Source organism: Bordetella petrii, from assembly GCF_000067205.1.
Lineage (GTDB): Bacteria > Pseudomonadota > Gammaproteobacteria > Burkholderiales > Burkholderiaceae_B > Bordetella_A > Bordetella_A petrii.
The window spans coordinates 2,715,475-2,737,377 of record NC_010170.1 but is presented as its reverse complement, the minus strand read 5'-3'; the positions used below and the strand labels follow the sequence as shown (position 1 = coordinate 2,737,377).

21 protein-coding genes are annotated in these 21,903 nt (G+C 70.0%); 5 read left to right on the top strand and 16 right to left on the bottom strand.

From position 1 onward, the window contains the following. Positions 1–2: 2 nt before the first annotated feature. The 3 genes from BPET_RS13210 to imuA are packed head-to-tail and all read right to left on the bottom strand — an operon-like array spanning position 3 to position 5,343. Positions 3–3,200 carry an error-prone DNA polymerase gene (locus tag BPET_RS13210; RefSeq protein ID WP_012249522.1) on the bottom strand — a complete coding sequence of 1,066 codons (3,198 nt, stop codon included), beginning with the start codon at positions 3,198–3,200 and terminating at the stop codon, positions 3–5. 39 nt (positions 3,201–3,239) lie between these two features. Continuing rightward, complete coding sequence (locus BPET_RS13205; RefSeq protein WP_012249521.1) at positions 3,240–4,706, bottom strand: Y-family DNA polymerase; 1,467 nt, start codon at positions 4,704–4,706, stop codon at positions 3,240–3,242. Further along, on the bottom strand, positions 4,636–5,343 hold the full coding sequence (gene imuA, locus BPET_RS13200; RefSeq protein ID WP_041862889.1) for a translesion DNA synthesis-associated protein ImuA: 708 nt from the start codon (positions 5,341–5,343) through the stop codon (positions 4,636–4,638). The genes BPET_RS13205 and imuA overlap by 71 nt, the downstream gene beginning before the upstream one ends. Positions 5,344–5,680: 337 nt before the next feature. Here imuA and ypfH point away from each other — a divergent pair, with 337 nt between their 5' ends. After that, entirely contained in the window at positions 5,681–6,391 is a 711-nt protein-coding gene (gene ypfH / locus BPET_RS13195) for an esterase (RefSeq protein ID WP_012249519.1), read from the top strand. A gap of 28 nt (positions 6,392–6,419) precedes the next feature. On the opposite strand, the gene BPET_RS13190 is transcribed toward ypfH, so the two are convergent. The 6 genes from BPET_RS13190 to BPET_RS13165 form a co-directional block, all read right to left on the bottom strand. After that, positions 6,420–7,907 carry an efflux transporter outer membrane subunit gene (locus BPET_RS13190; RefSeq protein WP_012249518.1) on the bottom strand — a complete coding sequence of 496 codons (1,488 nt, stop codon included), beginning with the start codon at positions 7,905–7,907 and terminating at the stop codon, positions 6,420–6,422. Then, complete coding sequence (locus BPET_RS13185; protein ID WP_012249517.1) at positions 7,904–8,782, bottom strand: efflux RND transporter periplasmic adaptor subunit; 879 nt, start codon at positions 8,780–8,782, stop codon at positions 7,904–7,906. The genes BPET_RS13190 and BPET_RS13185 overlap by 4 nt, the downstream gene beginning before the upstream one ends. Before the next feature lie 4 nt (positions 8,783–8,786). Further along, complete coding sequence (locus BPET_RS13180) at positions 8,787–8,996, bottom strand: DUF1656 domain-containing protein (protein ID WP_012249516.1); 210 nt, start codon at positions 8,994–8,996, stop codon at positions 8,787–8,789. Further along, positions 8,993–11,047, bottom strand: a complete 2,055-nt coding sequence (locus BPET_RS13175; protein WP_012249515.1) for an FUSC family protein — start codon at positions 11,045–11,047, stop codon at positions 8,993–8,995. The genes BPET_RS13180 and BPET_RS13175 overlap by 4 nt, the downstream gene beginning before the upstream one ends. Beyond that, complete coding sequence (locus tag BPET_RS13170; protein WP_012249514.1) at positions 11,044–11,520, bottom strand: MarR family winged helix-turn-helix transcriptional regulator; 477 nt, start codon at positions 11,518–11,520, stop codon at positions 11,044–11,046. The genes BPET_RS13175 and BPET_RS13170 overlap by 4 nt, the downstream gene beginning before the upstream one ends. A gap of 333 nt (positions 11,521–11,853) precedes the next feature. Continuing rightward, on the bottom strand, positions 11,854–12,447 hold the full coding sequence (locus BPET_RS13165) for a helix-turn-helix domain-containing protein (protein ID WP_041862888.1): 594 nt from the start codon (positions 12,445–12,447) through the stop codon (positions 11,854–11,856). Between the two features lie 179 nt (positions 12,448–12,626). On the opposite strand from BPET_RS13165, the gene BPET_RS13160 reads away from it, so the two are divergent. Both BPET_RS13160 and BPET_RS13155 read left to right on the top strand, forming a co-directional pair. Beyond that, on the top strand, positions 12,627–13,415 hold the full coding sequence (locus BPET_RS13160) for an aldolase (RefSeq protein WP_012249512.1): 789 nt from the start codon (positions 12,627–12,629) through the stop codon (positions 13,413–13,415). A gap of 11 nt (positions 13,416–13,426) precedes the next feature. Further along, positions 13,427–14,512 carry a TRAP transporter substrate-binding protein gene (locus BPET_RS13155; RefSeq protein ID WP_012249511.1) on the top strand — a complete coding sequence of 362 codons (1,086 nt, stop codon included), beginning with the start codon at positions 13,427–13,429 and terminating at the stop codon, positions 14,510–14,512. 12 nt (positions 14,513–14,524) lie between these two features. Here BPET_RS13155 and queD read toward each other — a convergent pair whose 3' ends face one another. Together queD and queE are read right to left on the bottom strand one after the other, a co-directional pair. Beyond that, positions 14,525–14,968: a 6-carboxytetrahydropterin synthase QueD gene (queD, locus tag BPET_RS13150; protein ID WP_012249510.1), complete on the bottom strand. Its 444-nt coding sequence runs from the start codon at positions 14,966–14,968 to the stop codon at positions 14,525–14,527. A gap of 28 nt (positions 14,969–14,996) precedes the next feature. Beyond that, entirely contained in the window at positions 14,997–15,629 is a 633-nt protein-coding gene (queE, locus tag BPET_RS13145; RefSeq protein WP_041862887.1) for a 7-carboxy-7-deazaguanine synthase, read from the bottom strand. A gap of 99 nt (positions 15,630–15,728) precedes the next feature. Here queE and arfB point away from each other — a divergent pair, with 99 nt between their 5' ends. Both arfB and BPET_RS13135 read left to right on the top strand, forming a co-directional pair. Then, on the top strand, positions 15,729–16,145 hold the full coding sequence (arfB, locus tag BPET_RS13140) for an alternative ribosome rescue aminoacyl-tRNA hydrolase ArfB (RefSeq protein ID WP_041863934.1): 417 nt from the start codon (positions 15,729–15,731) through the stop codon (positions 16,143–16,145). Between the two features lie 3 nt (positions 16,146–16,148). After that, entirely contained in the window at positions 16,149–16,820 is a 672-nt protein-coding gene (locus BPET_RS13135) for a DUF2238 domain-containing protein (protein ID WP_012249509.1), read from the top strand. 34 nt (positions 16,821–16,854) lie between these two features. Here the strand turns inward: BPET_RS13135 and BPET_RS13130 are convergent, their stop codons facing one another. The 5 genes from BPET_RS13130 to BPET_RS13110 form a co-directional block, all read right to left on the bottom strand. Next, the gene (locus BPET_RS13130) at positions 16,855–17,718 is read right to left on the bottom strand and encodes a CPBP family intramembrane glutamic endopeptidase (protein ID WP_012249507.1); all 864 of its coding nucleotides are present in this window, start codon (positions 17,716–17,718) and stop codon (positions 16,855–16,857) included. A 54-nt stretch (positions 17,719–17,772) separates the two neighbouring features. Further along, complete coding sequence (locus BPET_RS13125) at positions 17,773–18,210, bottom strand: carboxypeptidase-like regulatory domain-containing protein (protein ID WP_012249506.1); 438 nt, start codon at positions 18,208–18,210, stop codon at positions 17,773–17,775. Positions 18,211–19,107: 897 nt separating this feature from the next. Further along, positions 19,108–19,878, bottom strand: a complete 771-nt coding sequence (locus BPET_RS13120) for an NRDE family protein (RefSeq protein ID WP_012249505.1) — start codon at positions 19,876–19,878, stop codon at positions 19,108–19,110. A 13-nt stretch (positions 19,879–19,891) separates the two neighbouring features. After that, entirely contained in the window at positions 19,892–20,374 is a 483-nt protein-coding gene (locus tag BPET_RS13115; RefSeq protein ID WP_012249504.1) for a YbaK/prolyl-tRNA synthetase associated domain-containing protein, read from the bottom strand. After that, positions 20,337–21,902 (bottom strand): efflux transporter outer membrane subunit, encoded by a 1,566-nt coding sequence (locus BPET_RS13110; protein WP_012249503.1) that lies wholly within the window; start codon positions 21,900–21,902, stop codon positions 20,337–20,339. The genes BPET_RS13115 and BPET_RS13110 overlap by 38 nt, the downstream gene beginning before the upstream one ends. Between the last annotated feature and the right edge of the window lies 1 nt (position 21,903).

Here is a 21,903-nt window from a genome sequence, read left to right as displayed (position 1 = left end):
ACTTAATGGAAGTTACGGCTGCGTGCCGGCAGCCCGCCCAATAGCGCCGACAAATCCACCAGCCGCTGCGCGATCAGGTGGTGCACGCCCGAGGCGCTTTGCCAGGTGCCGTATACCCCCAGCAGCGTGGCGCCCAGCAGTTCGCGGCGCTGGCGCTCGATCAGTTCGTTGCGCACCACCACGTTGACCGGCCCGGTTTCGTCTTCCAGGGTGACGAAGATGGTGCCCTTGGCGGTTTGCGGCCGCTGGCGCACGGTGACCAGCCCGCAGGCGCGCGCCAGGCGGCGGTCGGGGTAGTGGCGCAGCACGGCGGCGGTTTCGAAGCGCAGGGCCCGCAGGCGCGGGCGCAGCAGGGCCACGGGATGGCGCCGCAGTGTCAGGCGCAGGCTGCGGTAATCGGCGGAAATGGATTGCCCTTCGGTGGGCGCCGGCAGGACGGGCGTGGCGGCTTCGGCTACGTCGGCATCGCGCAGCAGGTCGCGGTGGGCCACGCTGGCGCTGGCTTCCCAGCTGGCCAGGCGGCGGTGTCCGGCCAGGCTGCGCAGGGCGTCGGCGGCGGCCAGCGCGTCGAGTTCGTGGCGGCTGAGCGCGGCGCGCCGGCCCAGGTCGCGCGTGTCGGTGTATGGCCGCGCGGCGCGCGCCTGTTCGATGCGGCGGCCCGCGTCTTCCGACAGGCCCTGCACCTGGTTCAGGCCCAGCCGCACGGCGGGGCGTGCCGGGGGTTGGCCGGGGGGCGCGGGCAGGTTTTCCAGGGCAGCCTCCCAGCAGCTGACGGCGGCGTCGGCCGGCAGCACGACGACGCCGTGGCGGCGCGCGTCCTGCACCAGCTGGGCGGGCGCATAAAAACCCATGGGTTGTGAATTGAGCAGCGCCGCCAGGAACGCTTCGGGTTCGTGGCGCTTGAGCCAGGAACTGGCGTACGCCAGCAGCGCGAAGCTGGCCGCGTGGCTTTCCGGAAAACCGTATTCGCCGAAGCCTTCGATCTGGCGGATGATGGCCGCGGCGAACTCGGCGCTGTAATTGTTTTTCAGCAGGCCGGCGACCAGCTTGTCGGTGTATTTGTCGATGCCGCCCTTGCGTTTCCAGGCGGCCATCGAACGCCGCAGCTCATCGGCTTCGCCCGCGCTGAAGCCGGCCGCCACCATGGCGATCTGCATGACCTGTTCCTGGAAGATGGGCACGCCCTTGGTGCGCGACAGCACGCCGCGCACGGCTTCGCTGGGGTAGGTTTCGTCTTCCAGGCCCTGCCGGCGCTTCAGGTAGGGGTGCACCATGCCGCCCTGGATCGGGCCGGGCCGCACGATGGCCACCTGCACGACCAGGTCGTAGTATTCGCGCGGCCGCAGGCGGGGCAGCATGCTCATCTGCGCGCGCGACTCGATCTGGAAGACGCCGACGGTATCGGCGTCGCAGATCATGTCGTAGGTAGCTTCGTCGTCTTGCGGAATTTCATGCAGCGCCAGCGGCTGGCCGCGCCGCTGCGCGGTGAGATCCAGGGCGCGGTGCAGCACCGACAGCATGCCCAGCGCCAGGATGTCCACCTTGAGCAGACCCAGGGCATCGAGATCGTCTTTGTCCCATTGCACCACGCTGCGGTCGGGCATGGCGGCGTTTTCGATGGGCACCAGGCGCGCCAGGTTGCCGCGCGAAATCACAAAACCGCCCGGATGCTGCGACAAGTGGCGTGGAAAACCGATCAGGGTCTCGGCCAGCACGGCCCAGTGCCGCGCCACGCGGGAGTCCGGGTCCAGGCCGCAGTTGCCCAGCGTGCGCAGCATGGCCTGCCGGCCGTCCCACCACTGATGGGCGCGCGCCACGGCATCGATGATGCCCAGGTCGACACCCAGCGCGCGGCCGGTGTCGCGCAGCACGCTGCGCGGACGGTACGTGATGACCACGCCGGTCAGCGCGGCGCGGTGCCGCCCGTATTTGTCGTAGATATATTGAATGATTTCTTCGCGGCGCTGGTGTTCGAAGTCGACGTCGATGTCGGGCGGCTCGCGGCGTTCTTTGCTGATGAAGCGTTCGAACAGGGCTTTGCTTTGCTCGGGGGCCACCGCGGTGATGCCCAGGCAATAGCAGACCACCGAATTGGCCGCCGAGCCGCGCCCCTGGCACAGGATGTTGCGGCGGCGGGCTTCCTGCACGATGTCGTAGACAGTCAGGAAATAGGGCTCGTATTTCAGTTCGGTGATCAGCGTGAGTTCTTTTTCGATCTGGGCGGTCACGGATGCGGGAACATCGCCGTGGTAGCGGCCGCGGGCGCCAGCATAGACTTCGCGGCGCAGGTAGCTGGCGGGCGTTTCGCCGGCCGGCACGATTTCGTCGGGGTATTCGTAGCGCAGCGTATCCAGCGAAAAACTGCAGCGTTGCGCGATGACCAGGGTTTGCGCCAGGGCATCGGCCGGATACAGCGACGCCAGCCGCAGGCGGGTGCGCAGGTGCTGTTCGGCATTGGCCTGCAGGTCGTAGCCGCATTGCGCCACGCTGCGTTTGCTGCGTATGGCCGCCAGCGTGTCGTGCAGCGGCTTGCGCGAACGCAGATGCATTTGCACCCGGCCCAGCGCCACCATGGGCAGGGCGGCGGCCTGCGCGGCCTGCTGCACGGCGGCGCGGTGCAGGTCGTCGCGCGCGCGATGCAGCAAGGTCAGTCCGACCCAGGCGCGCCCCGGGAACGTGCGCGCCAGCCAGGCCGCCTGCCGGGCCAGTGTGTCGGCATCGATGCTATCGGGCGGCGCCAGGATGGCCAGGCAATCGGGCACGCCGCGCAGATGCGCATGGCCGGGGCCGGGCGCGGCGATGTCATCCGCGCATAAGCGGTATTGGCCTTTGGGCGCGCGCGAACGGCCCAGCGTGATCAGCTCCGACAGGTTGCCGTAGCCTTCGCGATTCTGCGCAAGCAGCACCAGGGTCGGGCCGGGCGCATCGGCGCTGCCTTGCAGGGCCAGGGTGCTGCCGATGATGAGCGGCAGTTCGCAGGACTTGGCCGCCACGTGCGCGCGCACCACGCCCGCCAGCGAGCATTCGTCGGTGATGGCCAGCGCGGCGTAGCCCAGTTGCGCGGCCTGTGCGACCAGTTCTTCCGGGCGGGAGGCGCCCTGCAGGAACGAGAAATTGGACAGGCACTGAAGCTCGGCATAGGCCGGCAGCAGGGCCGATGAGGGGGTGGACGATATGGCGGACGGCATGGCGGATGACATGGGGGAATGCGTGGCGGCTTGTTCCGGTGCGAGCCGGCCCTAGGCGTAGCGTCCGTGCAGGAACCAGCGGGCGTGCTCGGTGTCGCGCTCGCGGTAGATCCAGTAGCGCGCCGCGGCGGCGTCTTCGGCCACGAAGTAGTCGCGCACCGTCAGGGCGGCGTCCCACCAACCGCTTTCGATGCGCTCGGGGCCCCGCACCAGGCGCAGAGGCTGGCCGGCATGAACGGGACGATGGTGTATGACCCGCAACGGCAGGGGCGGGTCCAGCAGCCAGAACGGACGATCGAGCGGCCCGGGCAAGGGAGCCTGGCCGCCGGAGCCGTCTTGAGCCGCTTGCCAGCCATTGGCGAATTCGGGGCGATGGTCGGCCACCGGCCGCGCATGCAAGACCCGCTCGCGGCCCAGCCGGGCGCTGAGCAGGTCGAGCAGCCGCGCGTGTTCGGCCGGCGTGCCGCCGGGCTCGGGAAACAGGCAGGTGCTGGCGGCGGGCTGTTCGACTGTGCCCGTCACGCGCAGCACCAGGGAGATGACCGGCGCTTCGAGTTGCAGGCGGCCGAGCTTTTCGCGCAGCAAGCCCAGCAAGTGCGGCTGCTGCCAGGCCGGCTGGGCCAGGCTGAGGGGCAGCACGGTGGGCGGGCGCGCGTGCCGGCCGCGCTCGTGTTCCAGCACCAGCGTCAAATGCTGCACGGCGCGCTGCCGCGCCGCCAGCCAGCCGCAGAGCTGTTCGAGCAGGCGGCGCGCCGAGGCCAGCACGGCGTCGGCGTGTTCGATGTAGTCGGGCAGTTCGAGCCGTTGCCGAAAGCGCGCGGGCGGTTGGATCCAGGCGTGGCATTCGGCCGCGTCGCCATAGGCGGCGTCCAGCGCCCGGACCAGTCCGGTGCCGCAGCGCCGCTGCAGTCCGGCGCGCGGCAGGCGGCGCAGCGCGCCCAGGGTATGGCAGCCAATATCGTGCAGCCAGTCCAGGCGCGCCTGGGCGCTGGGCAGCAGGGCACAGGGCAGGGCATCGAGCCGGCGCGCCAGCGTGCGGGCTTGCAGCACGCGGCGCGGCGCCCGCGGGACGGCCTGGCGCGCCAGCAGCCAGGCACCCTGAGCCGTGGGAGCCAGGCCCAGCGAGGCGTGCAGGCCCATGGCGCGCAGCGTGGCGGCCACCCGCTTGTGCAACGCGCGCGGGCCGCCGAAATACGCCAGGCTGGCATCGACCTGCAGCAGCACGGCGTCGGGTTCGGCCAGCGCGATGTCGGGCGTGTATTGCAGCAGCGCCAGCGCCGCTTCGCGCAGGATGCGATGCTCGGCCGGCACGTCGCGCGCCAGCAGGGCGATGGCCGGCGCCAGGGCCGCCGCGCCGGCGCGCCGCATGCCGGGCTGCAGCCCGGCGGCCGCGGCGGCCGGCGTGAGGGCGGCGATGCGCTCTTGTTCCAGCACCGCGAAGGCCGCGTCATGAGGCCATTGCGGGCGTGCGGCGTCGAGCGGCAGGCAGCGCAGGAAGGCGGCGATCCAGAGGGGCATGGCGGGGTGGCGCGGAAACCGGCGGCGTGGCGGTTTCGAAAACGATGTGCAGGGGTTCGGCGCAGGCGGGGCCGCGCCGCTTCAGGATATGAACGGACAGCCCGCCCGGGGCCGGCGCCAGCGCCAGCCGCAAGGGAGCGGGCGAGGCCTGCTGCGCCGCCGTGGCGGGACGCAGGGCAAAACACAGCGTGCTGCCGCCCTGGGCAGCCAGGTGCAGGCGGCGCAAGGCCTCGGGCCGCGCCTTGGGCAGCCAGCAGAGCAAGGCCCCGCAACTGCCGTGCTTGAGAATTTGCTCGGCGGCCCACAGGGCGTCGGCGGGGCGTTCGGGAGCGACCCACAGCAACTGGCGGGGCGCCAGGCGCCAGCTTTGCCAGCAGGCCAGGTGCGGCACATGGGGCGGCTGCACCAGCGCGATGGCATGACGGCTGTCGAGCTGGGCCAGGGCCGGCTGCAGCAGGCGGATTTCGCCGATGCCGGGATGCGGGGCCAGCAGTTCCACCAGCGCGCCGGGCGGCCAGCCGCCGCCCGGCAGCAGCGCCGACAGTGCGGCATGGCCGGTGGGAACGCCGCGCTCGGCACTTCGGGCCAACTGCGTGGCGCGCCAGAGGGCAGGGTGGATGTGTTCGGGGGATAGCATGGCTGATCTGAATTTATACTGTACAAATATACAGTATTTAAGCTCCCATGGCCTGAACCAACACGAGCCGCGTAGGCCCTCATGGCCCGAGTCCATCTCCGCCGAGTCCCGGGTCGTTGGGGCAGGCAGGGGGCGGCGCCCGTGCGGCGGGCTCGGGCGCATCCAGGCGCCCGAGGTCTGCTTACGCAGACTGCCCCGCCCAACGCGCCGCCCCCTGCCTGCCCCAACGGCCCGGGACGCCGCAAGAACCCGATCCAACTCCCGCCCTCGAGCAAGCTCCCCGGATCCAAGATCTACAATGACCGACCCGCCCTAGAACGCCAGCCAGCCCCGCCCAATGTCCACCGCCACTGCCACCGCCTTAGAGTTCCTGCCCGACCCCGGCATCGAGATCAAGCAACTGTTCATCCTGCTGCACGGGGTGGGCGGCTCGCCGCACGATCTGCAGCCGCTGGCGCAGGCCCTGCGCGCCGCCTTCCCGCAGGCCGCCATCCTGGCGCCGGCCGGGTTCGAGCCGGCCGATGGCGCCGGCGGCGGGCGGCAATGGTTTTCCGTGCAGGGCGTCGACGACGACAACCGCCCCGGGCGCGTGGCGCGCGCCTTGCCGGCGCTGGTCGACTACATTCGCGCCGCGCAGGCGCGCCTGGGGCTGCTGCAGTCCGATACCGCGCTGGCGGGGTTTTCACAGGGGGCCATCATGGCGCTCGAAGCGGTGCAGGCCCATGACGGCCTGGCCGGGCGGGTGCTGGCCTTCTCGGGACGCTATGCGCAATTGCCCAAGAGCGCGCCCCAATACACCACCATTCATCTGCTGCACGGCGCCGATGACGCCGTGATGGCCGTCTCGCACGCCCAGGCGGCCCAGGCGCGGCTGGATGCCCTGCATGGCGATGCCACCATCGATGTGGCCAGCCGCGTCGGACACGTCCTGCACCCGGCCCTGGTGCAGCGCGCCATCGAGCGCCTGCAGACCTGCGTGCCGCTGCGCAGCTGGGAAGCGGCGCTGGGCCTGAACCAGGCGCCGCCGCAGGGCTCGACGCTGCACTGAAACCCGCGCGGCCCTCTTTGAACCTGCCCTAGACGCCGGGCGCGCGCGGCGCGCGGCTTGCGGCGGCCGCATCGGCCGTGCTGGCCGGCGTGTCCTGCCAGCCGCCGCCCAGCGCCAGGAACAGGGCGATCTGGTCGGAACTCAGCGCCGCCTGCGACGCCGCCAGCGCGCTTTCCGTGCCGGCCAGCGTGCGCTGGGCATCCAGCACTGTCAGGTAATCGGTCTTGCCGGCCGCGAACAATTGCCGGGCCTGGGCGGCGGCCAGCGCGCTCTGGTCGCGCGCCGCCTGCAGCGTGGCCTCGCGGTCGAGTTGCCGCGCATATGTCACCAGCGCGCTTTCGGTTTCGCGCAGGGCGCCCAGCACCGTGGCGTCGAAGCGCGCCAGCGCGGCGCCGGCGTCCGCGCGGGCCTGGGCAATGCGCGCCTGCGCGGCGCCTGTATTGGGCAGGGTCCAGGAAATCAGCGGCCCGATGCTCCAGCTGAATGTGCCGCGTTCGCCTGCGATGGCGGCAGGGCCGGCCGAGCCGCCGGACAGCCCGAGCGTGATGGTGGGGTACAGCTCGGCCGTCGCCACGCCGATGCGGGCCGTGGCGGCCGCCAGCGCGCGCTCGGCCTGGCGGACATCGGGCCGGCGGCGCAGCAGCGCCGCGCCGTCGCCCACCGGGATGGGCTGCGCCAGCCGCGGCGGCCGGGCGCAGTCGAGCAGCGCCGCGGGCATTTCCGCGGGCGTGTGGCCGGTAAGGGCAGCCAGGCGATACAGGGCGGTGCGCTGGCTGGCCTGGAACGGCGGCAGGTCGGCCTGCAGTTGCTCCAGCTGGCTGCGCGCGCGCGTGACATCGAGCATGGTGCCGCGGCCTGCCTGCTGCAGGCGCTGCACGGCGTCGAGCGAATCGCGCTGCACCTGCACCGAATGCCGGGCCGAGGCCAGTTGCATGCCGGCCGCGCAGATGTCGGCATAGGCGTGCGCCGTTTCGGCCGCCACCGTCACGCGCGCGGCATCGTAGGCCGCCTGGGCCGCCTGCTCGTCGCCGGACGCGGCCTCGATGGCGCGGCGGATCTGGCCGAACAAATCTGCCTGGTAGGCTACGCTGATGCCGCCGGAATATGACCAGCTGTCGGGCGGCCGCGCGTCGGGCGCGCCAGCCTGCACGCCCGAGACATGTCCGAAGGTGGGCGTGGCGTTCACGCCCAGCATGGGCTGTTGCTGTCCGCGCGCCTCGCGCGTGGCGGCCTGGGCCCGCTGCAGATTGGCGGCGGCGATGCGCAGGTCGGTATTGGCCTGCAATGCCTGGCCGACCAGCGCGTCCAGCGTGGGGTCTCGATACAGCCGCCACCAGGCGCCGGGCACGGCATCCTGCCGGAAGGCCGTTGCGCGGGCCTGCTGGAAGCCGGCTGACGCAGTGGGCCGGTTGACGGCGGCGCCGTCAGGTACGCGGTAATCGGGGCCGACGGCGGCGCAGCCGGCCAGCGCCAGCGCCACACCCAGCGGCAACATGCGAAGGCGGCGGATGTTCATGATGCGTTGATCTCCACCGTGGCGGTCTGGCCGGCCACCAGCCGCACTCCCTTGGGTACTTCGTCGATCTGCACGCGCACGGGAATGCGCTGCGCCAGCCGCACCCAGTTGAAGGTCGGGTTGACGTTGGGCAGCAGATTGGCCCCGGTGCCGCGGTCGCGGTCGGCGATGCCCAGGGCGATGCTCTGCACATGGCCATGGATCTGGCGCGAGTCGCCCATCAGCGTGACCGAGACTGCGTCGCCTTCATGGATCTGCGCCAGCTTGGTTTCTTCGAAATAGCCTTCTACGTAGAACGAGCTGGCATCGACCAGGGCCATGACCGCGTGCGCCGCGGTAGCGTACGAGCCGACGCGCAGGTCCAGGTTGGTGACGCGTCCGTCGGTGGGCGCCACCACCCGGCTGCGCGCCAGATTCAACCTGGCGGTCGCGCGCTGCACTTCGGCCTCGGCCAGCGCGGCTTCGGCCTGCTGCAGGCGCGCCTGGCTTTGTTCGAGCGCTTCGGCCGACACCAGCTTGCCCAGCGAACGGTTGCGGCGCGCATCGCGCGCGGCCTGGTCGCGCGCCACCTGCCGCGCGCGTACCGCGGCCTGGGCCTGGTCGTAAGCCAGCTGGAAGCGGGCGCGGTCGATTTCGAACAGCACGTCGCCGGCCTTGACGTCTTGATTGTCGTGCACCGGCACGGCGGTCACCAGGCCGGACACATCAGGGGCGACCTGCACGACGTAGGCCTTGACGCGCCCGTCGCGCGTCCAGGGCTCGACTTCGTAGTGCGTCCATAATTGCCAGCCGGCATAGACCGCCGCGCAGACGGTCAGCGCCGTCACGAAAAACTTGCCCACGACAGGGCGGCGCAGCGTATTGAGGATGTTCATGGTGCTACTTCAGTACGTAAGGTGAAATCAGGTAGACGCCGTACAACAGCACGACATAGAGGGCGGCATCGAACAGCGCCGGATGCCACACCAGCCGGTAGAAGCCGGCGCGCGCCAGCAGGCGCCGAACGGCCCAGGCCACACCCAGCGTGGCCAGCCCCAGCATCAGCAGCCAGGGGAAATAAATGCCGTAGAAATTGAATTCGCCAATCATGATGCGTGCGCCGGCGGCAGTACGTCGGGCCGGTAGTCGGGGGCTTGCGGGAACAGGGCGCGGCGGATGCCCACCAGCGCCACCACGGCGCGGTCGCGCGCGGCCAGGGCGCCGGGCGCGGCCGTCACGCGCGCCAGCGCGCGGTCGATGTCGGCCAGCAGGGCGGGCAAGCCGGTGGCGCCGCTGCCGCCGGCCAGGCGCCGCCGGAAAAGCCCCGCCAGCCCGCCCAGCACGGGGCCGATAGCGGCTTCGGCGGCCGGCAGAATGCGCCGCGCGCGCTGCAGCTCGGCGATGTCGTTGCCCACGCGCAGGTCTTTCAGCGTGTCGGCGGCCAGTTGGTCGTCGGAACGCCTGGCCAGCGCCAGGCGCGGCTGCAGCAGGCCGATGCGATCGAGCATGCGCAGCGTATAGGCCGAGCGCGAAGGCGCGCGGCTGGCGCTGGCCAGCGCGGCCAGCTCTTTCCAATTGGCCGCCTGGATGCGGCGCGCGCTCTGCTCGGCGCTGATGGTGCGGAAAATCGCCGCGATGAGCGCGGCCATGGCCACGCCGATGATCTGCGCGGCCATGGTGTCGATGAACGACACCAGGTCGGCGGTGTTGGTGTCGTGCAGCGCCAGCGTGCCCAGGAAGCCGAACAGCAGCGCCATGGCCTTGCCGGTGTGCGCCGGCCGCGGGATCAGCGCGCCCAGCACCAGCGCCACTGGCAGGATCGACAGCGCCAGCATTTCGAATGAGTGAATGGCGGGCATGATGCCCAGCAGGTACAGGGCCGACAGCGGGATCGAATAGATGGTGTAGCGCAGGAACAGCATGATGCCGGGCACGGGATTGTCCTGCGCGGCGAAGAAGCAGCTGAAGATGGCGGCCATCATGGCGGCGGTGGCGCCATTGCTCCAGGCCGTGCCGATCCAGAAAATGCAGCAGACCGATATGGCCAGCGCGGCTGACAGGGCCGACAGCAGGGCCAGGCCATGGTCGCGATGCAGGACGGGGCCTGCGGCCAGGCGGGCCGTGCGCGCGCCGTGGCGCGGCGCGCCCGCCAGGCCGGCATGGATGTCGTGGCGCAGCGCCAGGCAACGCGCATAGGCTTCGACCAGTTCGCGCAGGCGCGTCAACAGGCTGGCCAGCAGCGCGTCGCGCCAACTGGCGCCCGGGCCGATGGCGGGCGCCAGCCGCGCCAGCTCGGCGCGCAGCGTGGCCGCCTGGGCGCGCTCGGCCTGGGGGCCGGCGTCGATCCAGGCGGCGATGTCGTTCAGCACTTGCGTCACGGGTTCGGGCAGCTCGCGCCCGCCTTCCTGCAGGGCGCGCAGGCGGTCGTCCACCGCGGACACCAGCGGGGTCAGGGCGGCCATCTGGTCTTGCATGGCGCGCACGGCCCCGGTTGTCCAGCGGATGTTGCCGGTATCGAACGGCACGTGGGTGGACAGCATGCGCAGCAGCGTGATGTCTTCGGCCAGCGCCCGGCGCTCTTTGCCGTGCTGCGCGGGGTCGCGCCGGGTGAGGGTTTCGCGAATCCAGTTGCGCGCGTCGCGCACCGTGGCGTCCAGCCGGGCCATCAACGGCCTGGCGATGCCGCGCGGCAGCACCAGGCTGTGCGCCAGCGTCGCGCACACGATGCCCAGGCTGATTTCCTCGACGCGCGCCAGCGCAGTGTCGAACACGGTGGCGGGATCGGTGACACTGGGAAAACCGATCATGGCGGCGGTGTAGCCCGCCAGCATGAACAGGTACGAGCGCGGCGTGCGGTCGAGCACCGCGATGTACAGGCACAGGCCGACCCAGCTCACCATTGCCAGAATCATCAGTTCGGGCGCGTTGGACAGCCGCGGCACCAGGTACACCATTGCCGCGCTGCCGAAGAAGGTGCCGCCCAGGCGGAACACGGCCTTGGATCGCACGGCGCCGGCCCAGGGCTGCGACACCACGTAGGCGGTGGTCATGGCCCAGAAGGGGCGCGACAGCCCCATGGTGTACGAAAGATAAAGCGCCACAATGGCGCCCGCGTAACACTTGGCCGAGAAGATCAGCTCGTTGCTGTCGGGCAGCTTCATGGCTTGCGTTCTTCTTCGGTGGCCAAGGCCGAACGCCGGCCCAGGGTGGTCTTGAGTGTGTCGAAGACGCGCAGGCAGGCTTCCAGGTCGGCGTCGCTGACGTTTTTGAACAACTGACGGCGCAAGGCGGCCAGCACGCATTCGACCCGTTCGCGCAGGGCCTGGCCATCGGGCGTAAGGTGCAGGGTGCGGGCGCGGCGGTCGTGCGGGTCTTCGCGGCGTTCCATCAGGCCGGCCGACACCAGGTGGTCGATGACGCGCACCAGGGAAGGGCCTTCGACGCCCAGCGCTTCGGCCAGGGCGCCTTGGCGCACGCCGTCGCCCAGGCGGCCGGCGATGATCACGGGCCAGGCCGTGGCCTGCGACAGGCCGTATTCGGACAGGGCGGCATCGGCGGCGCCGCGGTAGGCGCGCGAGAGCACCATCAGGCTGGCCGTGGCGGCCATGAGGCGGGAGTCGGAGGGGGGTTTCATGGATTTGATTGTATCCTATTCATTAGTATCCTATCAATATGGAGTTGTGTGAGGTGTGCGCGGCCTGGGGGCAGGGGGGGCGTGAGGCTCGGGCTAGTGCCGGGGGGCTAGTGCTGGGGCAGTCCCGCGCCATCCGCCCGACCCGGGGCGGCGCACGTGCGTCGGGCTCGGGCGCATGCAGGCGCCCGAGGCCTGCTGCGCAGCTGCCCCGCCGCCCAACGCCCGCCCCGGGTCGGGCGGATGGCGCGGGACTGCGGTTGATGCAAAGGGCGCCCAGGCGCTCTATGGTGCGGCGGGCGGTTGCATCGGGGTGATGCCGGGCTGGGTTTTGGGTTAATCGCTTGCGATGATGATCAGCGCGCGGGCGGTTTTGCGGCCTTCGGCTTGCAGGCTGTGCGGCAGGTAGCCGGGAAAGCGCACGCTGTCGTCGCGTTCGAGCAGCACGGTGTGTTCGCCGAAATGCACGCGCACGCGGCCCTCCAGCACGAAGATCAGTTCGTCGCCGCCGTGGTGGGCGATGGTGCGTTCGCCATGGGTGCCCACCTGCACCACCATGACCGACAGGCCACTGCTTGTGCCGCCCATGGTAATGGCCTCGTAGGCGTGTTCGCCGGGATCGGTGGCTGACGATGCGATGCGGTGGCGCTGGTCGGCGCGCACGATGTGGATTTCGTCTTGCGGGTCGGTTTCACCGAGCAGCGCCGACAACGTGGTGCCCAGGGCGACCGCCACCGTATGCAGGGAGCCCACCGAGGCGAATTTCTCGCCGCGTTCCAGACGCGACAGGAAGCCTTTGTCCAGGCCGGTCTGGGCCGACAACTGCGCCAGCGTCAGCTTGCGGCGCCGCCGCGTGGCCCGCATCCGCAGCCCTACCTGCTGGGCGTCGGGGGCGGCGGGAGGGGGCGGCGGTAGACGTTTCGGCGGCATGGGACGGGCGCGATCAAGACAGCGAAGGCAGCATGATGCCACTTTTGGCTGGCCGAGGCAGCGGCTGCCTGCGGGTTTCCCCGCGTTGAATGCCCGGACAATTATTTGTATGTTGGGCAACAAGTTGCCTATAAGGCAACACAAAACAATATTGTTTGGCCATTACCAGGATGATCAAGATGTCTGATTACATTTCCCAGGGCAAGGATGTCCTGCGCCGCCGCGTCGATCGCGAGATCGAAGAGCGCGCGGCTCCCCAGGCGGCCTGGTCGGCCGCCCAGAAAATGGCGCTGGCCTGCCGCATGCTGGCCGCGCAAGGGCACTGGCACGGCGGTCTTGCGGGTCAGATTACGGCGCGTGGCGAGGCGCCGGGTACGATCCTGACGCTGCCGTTCGGCGTGGGCGCCGATGAGGCGCGTGCCAGCGAGCTGATCCTGATCGACGAGGACATCAATCCGCTGGACGGCAAGTCTTTGCCCAACCCGGCCAACCGCTTTCACGCCTGGGTGTACCGGCACCGGCCCGAGGTGCAGTGCATCGTGCACACGCATCCGCCGGCGGTGTCGGCGTTGTCGATGGTGGGCGAGCCGCTGGTGGTGGCGCACATGGACGCCACGCCTTTCTTTGACGACTGCGCCTATTTGCCGCAATGGCCGGGCCTGCCCATTGGCGACGATGAAGGCGAGATCATCTCGGAGGCGCTGGGCGACAAGCGCGCCATTCTGCTGGCCAACCACGGCATGCTCACGGCCGGCAAGTCGATCGAGGAAGCCACGGTCATGGCGATCTGGCTGGAGCAGGTCGCCGCGCTGCAATTGCGCGCGCGCGCGATCGGCCCGGTCAAGCCGGTGCCCGCCGAACTGGCGCGCGAGTCGCACGATTTCCTGGTCAAGCCGAAGATCCTGGCGCTGACGTTTGCCTATTTCGCCCGTCGCGCGTTGCGCGAGGCGCCCGACTGCATCGAATAAGGAGCCGTGCCATGCAACGTCGTCGTTTCCTGACCCTGGCCGGCGCCGGCGGGGCGGCGCTAGCCGCGCCCGCGGTGGCGCAAGAGGCGCCCGTCATCAACTGGCGCATGCCCAGCAGCTTTCCGCGCTCGCTCGACACCGTATGGGGCGCGGCCGAATTCCTGACCGCGAAAGTGGCCGCGCTGACCGACGGCAAGTTCAGCATCCGGCCGTTTTCGGCCGGCGAACTGGTGCCGCCCCTGCAGGTGCTGGACGCGGTGCAGAACGGCACCACCGAATGCGGCCACACTGCCGGTTTTTACTACCTGGGCAAAGAGCCCGGGCTGGTGTTCGACACCGGCGTGCCGTTCGGCCTGACGCCGCGCCAGCACACGGCCTGGCTGCTGCATGGCGGCGGGCAGGAACTGATCGACGGGCTGTACGCGCGTTTTAATGCGCTGGCCATTCCTTGCGGCAATACGGGCGCGCAGATGGGCGGCTGGTTTCGCAAAGAGATCAACAGCCCCGACGATCTGAAGGGCCTGCGCATCCGCACGCCAGGGCTGCTGAGTATGGTCTACGAAAAGCTGGGTGCGATTCCGCAGCAGGTAGCCGGCAGCGACATTTACCCGGCGCTGGAAAAGGGTTCGCTGGATGCGGTGGAATTCGTCGGGCCGTACGACGACGAAAAGCTCGGCTTCGCCAAGGTGGCCAGTTATTACTATGGGCCGGGCGTGCTGGAACTGGGCGCCAGCCTGTGCCTGGCCATCAACCGCGACAGCTGGGCCAAGCTGCCGCCGCGCTACCAGGAAGCCTTGCGCGCGGCGAGCGCCTGCGCGGCCGACGATCTGCTGGCCAAGTACGACGCCAACAACATTCCGGCGCTCAAGCGGCTGGTGGGGCAGGGCGTCAAGCTGAAGGCCTGGCCGCCCGAAGTGATGCACGCCATGCAACGCGCCACCCGCGAAGTGCTGGACGGCTATGCCGCCAAGGATGCCGGCTTCGCCAAGGTGCTGGCCTCGTGGCGGGCTTTCCGCGCCGACCAGTTGCTGTGGGCCAGCGTGAACGACGGCGCCGCCGAGAATTACCTGATGGCCACGCGCGAAAAAGGCCTTTAGCGGGCTAAAAGATCAGCCGCTGCAGTCGGCCCAGCAGTTGGGGGTTTCGTACAGCCGTACGCGCGACAGGCGCAGCTGCGCGCCGTAGTGCCCGTGGTAGTGCGGCGCCAGCGCGGCGAAGATGACGCGCGCCAGGTTCTCGGCCGTGGGAATGCAGTCGAGCACCACGGTCTTGTGGCCTGGCAGCGTGTCCAGGAAGCCGCGCACGGCGGCGTCGTCGCGGTACACCAGGAAGGCGTGGTCCCAGGGGTCGACGATGTGGCGTTTGGCAATGGCCTTGATTTCGGAAAAATCCATCAGCATGCCGTTGTGGGACGCGCCGGGCGCGTCGGCGACGTCGCCCTCCAGCGTGACTTCGAGCACGTAGCGGTGGCCGTGCAGGTTGCGGCACTGGCTGCGGTGGTCGGGAATGCGATGGCCGGCGTCGAATTCCAGCCTGCGGGTGACCGAGATCATCGGCGGCCTCGCGCGGCGCGGGGGTGGTTCATGGAATGCCTATGTATTTGTGGGTTTGCAGGCTGAGCCGCCATTGCGGATGCTGCATGCAGTACTGGACGGCCTGCTGGGTATTGGCGGCGCGCGCCGGGCCATCCATGGGCTGCAGGAAAAAATGCTGGAAATCGAGGTGGGCATAGGCTTCGGGCCGGGCCTCGGCCTGCGGATACACCAGCTTGAGCTCGTGGCCGCGCTCGATGACCACCCGCGCGCTGCCTTTGGGGCTGACGCAGATCCAGTCGATGCCAGCTGGCGCGGGCAGGGTGCCGTTGGTTTCGATGGCCACCGTGAAGCCGTGGCCGTGCACCGCTTGCAGCAGCGCGGCATCGAGCTGCAGCAGCGGCTCGCCGCCGGTGAACACCACGTAGCGGTCTTGCGTGCCGGGGCCCCAGGCCGCCGCGATGGCGTCGGCCAACTGCGCCGCGCTGGCGAATTTGCCGCCGCCAGGGCCGTCGGTGCCGACGAAGTCGGTATCGCAGAACGTGCAGACGGCGCCAGCGCGGTCGGCTTCGCGGCCCGACCACAGGTTGCACCCCGCGAACCGGCAGAACACCGCCGCGCGGCCGGCCTGAGCGCCTTCGCCCTGCAGCGTCTTGAAGATTTCTTTGGTGGAGTAAGTCATGCGATGGCCGCGGCCTGGCGGCCGGCCCTGTCCAAACCGCCATTTTACCGGCACCGCGCGGGTCGCGGCGGCGGGCCGGCTGGCGTAGACTGGCGGCCTATGTATTACATCCAAGAAGACCTGTACCTGGACGAGCGGGATATCGAGTTCGGGATGATCCGCGCCCAGGGCGCCGGCGGCCAGAACGTCAACAAGGTGTCCAGCGCCGTTCACCTGCGTTTCGACGTGCGTGCTTCCAGCCTGCCCGCGCACATCAAAGAGGCGCTGTGCGCGCTGCCCGACCGCCGCGTGTCCAAGGACGGCGTCATCGTGATCAAGGCGCAGGCCTTCCGCAGCCAGGAAAAGAACCGCGGCGAGGCGCTCGAGCGGCTCGCCGAGATGGTGCGCGCCGTGGCGCGTCCGGCCAGGCCGCGCCGGCCCACGCGTCCCACCCGCGCCTCGCAGCGCCGCCGCGTGCAGCGCAAGGTGCTGCACGGCGAAATCAAGCGGTTGCGCGGCAAGATCACCGACGACTGAGCCATGAAAAAAACCTCCGCGCGCCATGCCTACCTGGCCATGCTGGCCGTCCTGTACGCCGTGCTGTGGGTGGCGCTGGCCATCCGGCCGTTCGACCGCGGCGACTGGCTGCTGGAAAACGCGCTGGTGCTGCTGTTCGGCGCGGTGCTGGTGGTGACGCGGCGCTGGTTCGTGTTTTCACGCGTGTCGTACACCCTGATTTTCCTGTTCTTGTGCCTGCATGCGGTGGGCGCGCACTACACCTATTCGAATGTGCCCTACGACGACTGGTGGCGCGCCCTGACCGGCCACAGCCTCAACGAGGCGCTGGGCTGGCAACGCAACCACTTCGACCGGCTGGTGCATTTTTCGTATGGCCTGCTGTTCGCCTATCCGATCCGCGAGATCTTCCTGCGTGTGGTCGAAGTGCGTGGCTTCTGGGGGTACCTGCTGCCGCTCGATGTGGCGCTGTCCACCTCGGCGTTGTACGAACTGATCGAATGGGGCGCGGCGTCGCTGTTTGGCGGCGATCTGGGCGCGGCTTATCTGGGCATGCAGGGCGACATCTGGGATGCGCAGAAAGACATGGCCCTGGCCGCTACCGGCGCATGCATCGCCATGTTGCTGACCGCGCTGGCCAACCGGGGCGCGCGGCGCGACCTGGCGCGCGAGTGGGCCGACAGTCTCAAGGGGTAGGCCGCGCCGTCCGGCGCGTTCGCGCCAGCCGGCCTTAGCCCGCCACCGCGCGCATCGGGTAAGTGAAGCAGGCGAAATGCAAGGTGTTCAGCCCCAGGTGGGCCAGCACTGCCGCGGCCAGGCCGCCGTATCGGTACGCAACGCCATAGGCCACGCCGGCCAGGCTTGCCAGCGCCACCCACTGCACGCCGCCCGCCAGATGGGCTAGCCCGAACAGCAGCGCCGCCGCCCCGATCGCCAGGACCGCGCCGCCGCGGTGGTGGCCCCAGCGCGCCGTCAGTTGCTGCTGCACGTAGCCGCGAAAAAGCGCTTCTTCGGCCAGCGTGACCAGCAGGGCATTGTTGGCCAGCCACAGCCAGCCCTGGGCTGGCCACTTGGGGGCCCAGCCCACCAGGCCGACGGCCAGCGCCACGCCCAGGCAGGCCACGGCGGCGGCCGCGCACGCGGCCAGGGCGGCGCGCAGCGTGGCGCCCGCATCGGCGCCGGCCATGGACGGCGCTGCCGCCAGCACCACCCAGAACGCCAGCAGCGGTTTGTCCAGGTTCAGGTACATGCTGAACGGCGCGGCGTCGGCCGTATAGCGGGCGGCCGCGATGGCCTGCGCGTTATGGAAGCCGGGTAGCAGGTGCAGGCCCAGCCCGGCCGCCAGCGCCATGAACAGCGCGTGTCCCGTGGCGCGGCGCCATGACGGCCCGGCGGCGCGCACGGCCCAGCCCGCGGCCAGCAGCAGCGCCAGCCACAACAGCACTATCGGGTCCAGTGCGCCCTGCGCCCAGCCCCAGGCGTAGCCCACCGCGAGCACTACCAGGGCATACCGGCGGGTGGCGGACGGCCACAGCAGGGCGGCTGCAAGGCACAGGGCGATCCAGGGCAACAGGGTAGGCAAGGGCAGCGGCATGATGGCGGCGGACGACGACGGACCGCCAGCGTAACGCCAAAATGCCGCGCGGGTTCATGCGTTCCAGGTGAAGGTCTGCCGCGCCGTGCCGTGCGCGGGCACCGCCACGTGGCGGGTTTGTTCGTTGCCGTTGAAACGGGCCGAGACCGTGTAGCGGCCAGCCGGCAGCTTCACCAGCAGGAACGGGCCGTCGGAGGTGGCGTCGAGCACGGTATTGCCTTGCGCATCGGTGATGGTGACCTGCACGTCGGCCAGGTAGGCGCCGCCCTGGGTCGAGGCGAAAGTGAGGGCCAGCGGGTAGTTGCTGCTGGCGGCCTTGATGGCTTCGGATTCGTCGTGGCCGAAGCCGCCGGTCAGGTATTGCACCTGCCCCTGCTGTTGCACGGCGGGCAATACGCCGGGGGCCTGGGCGGCGGCCATGCCGCAGGCCAGGGCAAGGCTGCCGGCCGCCAGCATGGCGGCCATGCGCGAACGTTCGTGGCGCTTGTTCATGGGCATACTCCTGCAAGCCCGGCGCTTGGCCGCGGCCGGGCGCGGCGGTGTCCCGGACGGGCGGGACGGCAATCTTTAGATCAAATTGCGGCCGCGAAGTTCGCCTTGTTCAAGCACGGTATCAGGCACCCTGGCGGGAGCCAGACACCTGGAACGAAGGTGCACCGGCACGCATCAGGCGTCGTGCGTCCGGGTTGTCCGTTTCCCAGGTGTTTGTTTCCCTGATCTCCGCTTCCCTGATGTCCGCTTCCCAGGTGTTTGTTTCCCAGGTGTCTGCTTCCCTGGTGTCCGCTTCCCAGGTGTTTGCTTCCCAGGTGTCTGGCTCCCCCGGTGCCAGACACCGAAGTGCGCAGCGGCTGCCTCAATCGTACGGTGTCAGGCACCCTGGCGGGAGCCAGACACCTGGAACGAAAGTGCGCCGGCACGTATCAGGCCTCGTGCGTCGTGGGTGCCCGTTTCCCAGGTGTTTGCTTCCCTGGTGTCCGCTTCCCAGGTGTTTGCTTCCCAGGTGTCTGGCTCCCCCGGTGCCAGACACCGAAGTGTGCAGCGGCTGCCTCAATCGCACGGTGTCAGGCACCCTGGCGGGAGCCAGACACCTGGAACGAAAGTGCGCCGGCACGTATCAGGCGTCGTGCGTCGTGGGTGTTTGCTTCCCAGGTGTTTGCTTCCCAGGTGTCTGGCTCCTCCGGTGCCAGACACCGAAGTGTGCAGCGGCTGCCTCAATCGCACGGTGTCAGGCACCCTGGCGGGAGCCAGACACCTGGAACGAAAGTGCGCCGACACGTCAGGCGCGCAGACACCTGGAACGAAGGTGCGTCGACACGTCAGGCGCGCAGACACCTGAAACGAAGGTGCGCCGGCGCGTCAGGCGGCCAGACCCCAGGGGCGAGGCATGATTCATTTGCGCCATTGAAAGAACAGGTCGCTGTCGCCGCTGGGCGCGCCATCGGGTCCGTAGCGGCGTTCGTGCAGTTCGCCGCGCCCGTCGGCGTGCAAGGCCAGCACGCTGGAGCCGCGCGTGCCGTAGTCGGGGCTGACGATGAACGGGCTGCTCAGCAGCCGCTCGCGCGCCAGCCCGATGCCGGTCTCGGGCAGGCTGGCGTCGTCAGCGGGTGTGCGGTCGAACAGCGTGGCGTACAGCGCCGGCAGGTCGGGTTGCGGCGCGCCGCGCAGCACGCGCGCGAAGGCGGTCTTGGTGCGTTCCAGTTTCGGCCAGGGCGTGTCGAGCAAATGGTTGGACACCGCGTAAATGCCTGGCGGCAACTTGCGCGGCGCGCCGTCGCGGTTGCTGACATACCAGGCCGTGGCGGTATCGCCCACGATCAGGTTGAAGCCGTTGTAGCGCGCGCCCCGTGCGTGCACGGCGGCGGCGTAGTCGGCCGGCGTCTGCGTGCCGCGCAGGTAGTCTTCGGTCAGCGCGCCGCGCGAAGGCGCATCGGCCAGGATGTGCAGCGGATCGCGGAAATTGGTGACGACCGCGAAGCGGCCTTGTTCGCTCACGCCCATCCAGGTGCCGCCGGCACGCAGGTCGCGGCCGGCGTAAATGACGGGCTGGCCGGGCCAGGCCGCGGCCGCCTGGGTGGGGCGGGCATGAAATTCGTCGCGGTTGGCGGCCATCAGCACGGGAATGCCGGCAACGCTGTGCAGGGCCAGGACGGCAAGACACATGGCGCGGCTCCGTTCAGGCGTGCACGAAAGAGGCCTGCCGCGGCTGGGCCAGGCGGAAGTAATCGTCGATGCGCATCACGATCGAGGCGTCGAGCCGCCCGGCGTTGAATACGATTTCGTCGTGCCGTTCGCGCAGCGTCGGGTCGACCAGCAGCGCGAGGTCGGGGTTGAACGTGAAGGGAGGAATCGCGCCGATCTCGCAGCCGGTCAGTTCGCGCGCCTGGTCGTGCGAGGCCAGCGACGCCTTCTTGCCGCCGGCGGCCAGCGCAATGGCGGCCAGGTCGGCCTGCTTGTCGGCCGGAAACACGGCCAGCACATGCATGCGCTGGTTCGACGTGATTTTCACCCGGCACACCAGCGCCTTCGCGCCCTGGCTGACGGCGGTGCCGCGGATGGCGGCGACTTCTTCGGATTTGCCGGCCGGTTCGTGGCGCAGCAGGCGGTAGGGAACTTGGTGGTCAGCGAGCAGGGCTTGCAGTTGCTGGAAGACATCCATGGCAGGCGGGCGGGGATTGCGTCGGATGCAGCGATGATACGCCTTCCTGCTCGTTCCACCATCCGCCGCCCAGCGCCTGCAGCAGCGCGGCCGTATCGGCGTGGCGGTCGGCCTGGGCCTGGATGCGCTCGGCGCGGGTGCGCAGTTGCTCGCGCTGCGCATCGAGCAGGGCCAGCTGGCTGACTCCGCCGGCCTGGTACTGCTGTGCCGTGATGCGATACGCAGCCTCGGCCTGCCGCTCGGCCTCGGCCCGGGCCTGTAGCGTGTCGGCATCGGCCTGCACGGCGCTCAGCGCATCTGCCACTTGCTGCAAGCCCTGCAGCACCGTGTCGCGGTAGGCCGCGGCGGCGGCCTGGTAGGCGGCTTCGGCGGCGCGCCGGCGGGCCCGCAGTTCGCCGCCATGGAACAGCGGCTGGGTCAGGCCCAGCGCCAGGCTCCAGACATTGACGCCGTCGGCGACATCGCCAGCGCGGGTGCGCTGCGATCCGAAGCTTCCGGTCAGCGTGAAGCGCGGATAGAGGTTGGCGGTGGCCACGCCGACGTCGGCCGCGGCGCGATGCCACAGGGCCTCGGCGGCCAGGATGTCGGGCCGCTGGCGGGTCAGTTGCGACGGCACGCCCAGCGGCACGTCCAGCGGCAGTTGCAGCGCCTGCAACGATAGCGGCGGCCAGTCGGCCTGGGCGGGCAGGCGGCCCAGGTACACCGCCAGCTGGTGCCGCGTGCGCTCGATGTCTTGCTCGAGCGCTGGCAGCGTGGCGCGCGTCTGCGCCAGCAGTGATTCCTGCCGGCGCACCTCCAGCGCCGCCGCGCCGCCAGCCTGATGGCGCTGGCGCACGATGTCCAGTTGATGGGCCTGCGCATCGAGCTGCGCCTGGGTGGCGTCCAGGCGGGCCTGCAACCCGGCCTGCCGGATGGCCGCCGTGACCACGTTGGCGGCCAGCGTCATGCGCGCCGCCTGCAGCTCGTGCCGCCGGTAATCGACCTGGGCCAGCAGGCCTTCCACGGCCCGCCGTTCGCCGCCGAACAGGTCCAGCGTGTACGACACGTCGATCGATGCGTTGTACAGCGTGAACGGAGCCGGCGGCTGGGTGACGGGCACGCCGTATGCCGAAGGGTCGACCTTCTGCCGCGCGCCGGAGAGGTTCGCGTCCACCGAGGGCAGGGTGCGCGCGCCGGATTCCGCACGGAATTCTTCCTGCGCCTGGAGCAGGCGCGCGCGCGCCTGCTCCAGCGTGGGGCTGTGCGCCAGCGCCTCGCGCACCAGCCGGTCGAGCTCGGGCGAGCGGAACAGCGTCCACCACTGCGCGGGAATATCCATGCCGGCGTGCAGGCGCTGGGCGGGCGTGCGGTCATCGCCCGCGGTCGCGGCGGGCGTGGCTGCGGCGCTGTAACGTTCGGCGGCCGGCGCCGCGGGTTGCTCGAAATCGGGTCCCACGGCGCAGCCGGACAACGCCAGCAGCGCGGCCAGCATGGCCGATGCGGCGCGCGGGGCGCCGGCATGCAACGGAGAGGCGGAAAAGGCGTTCATG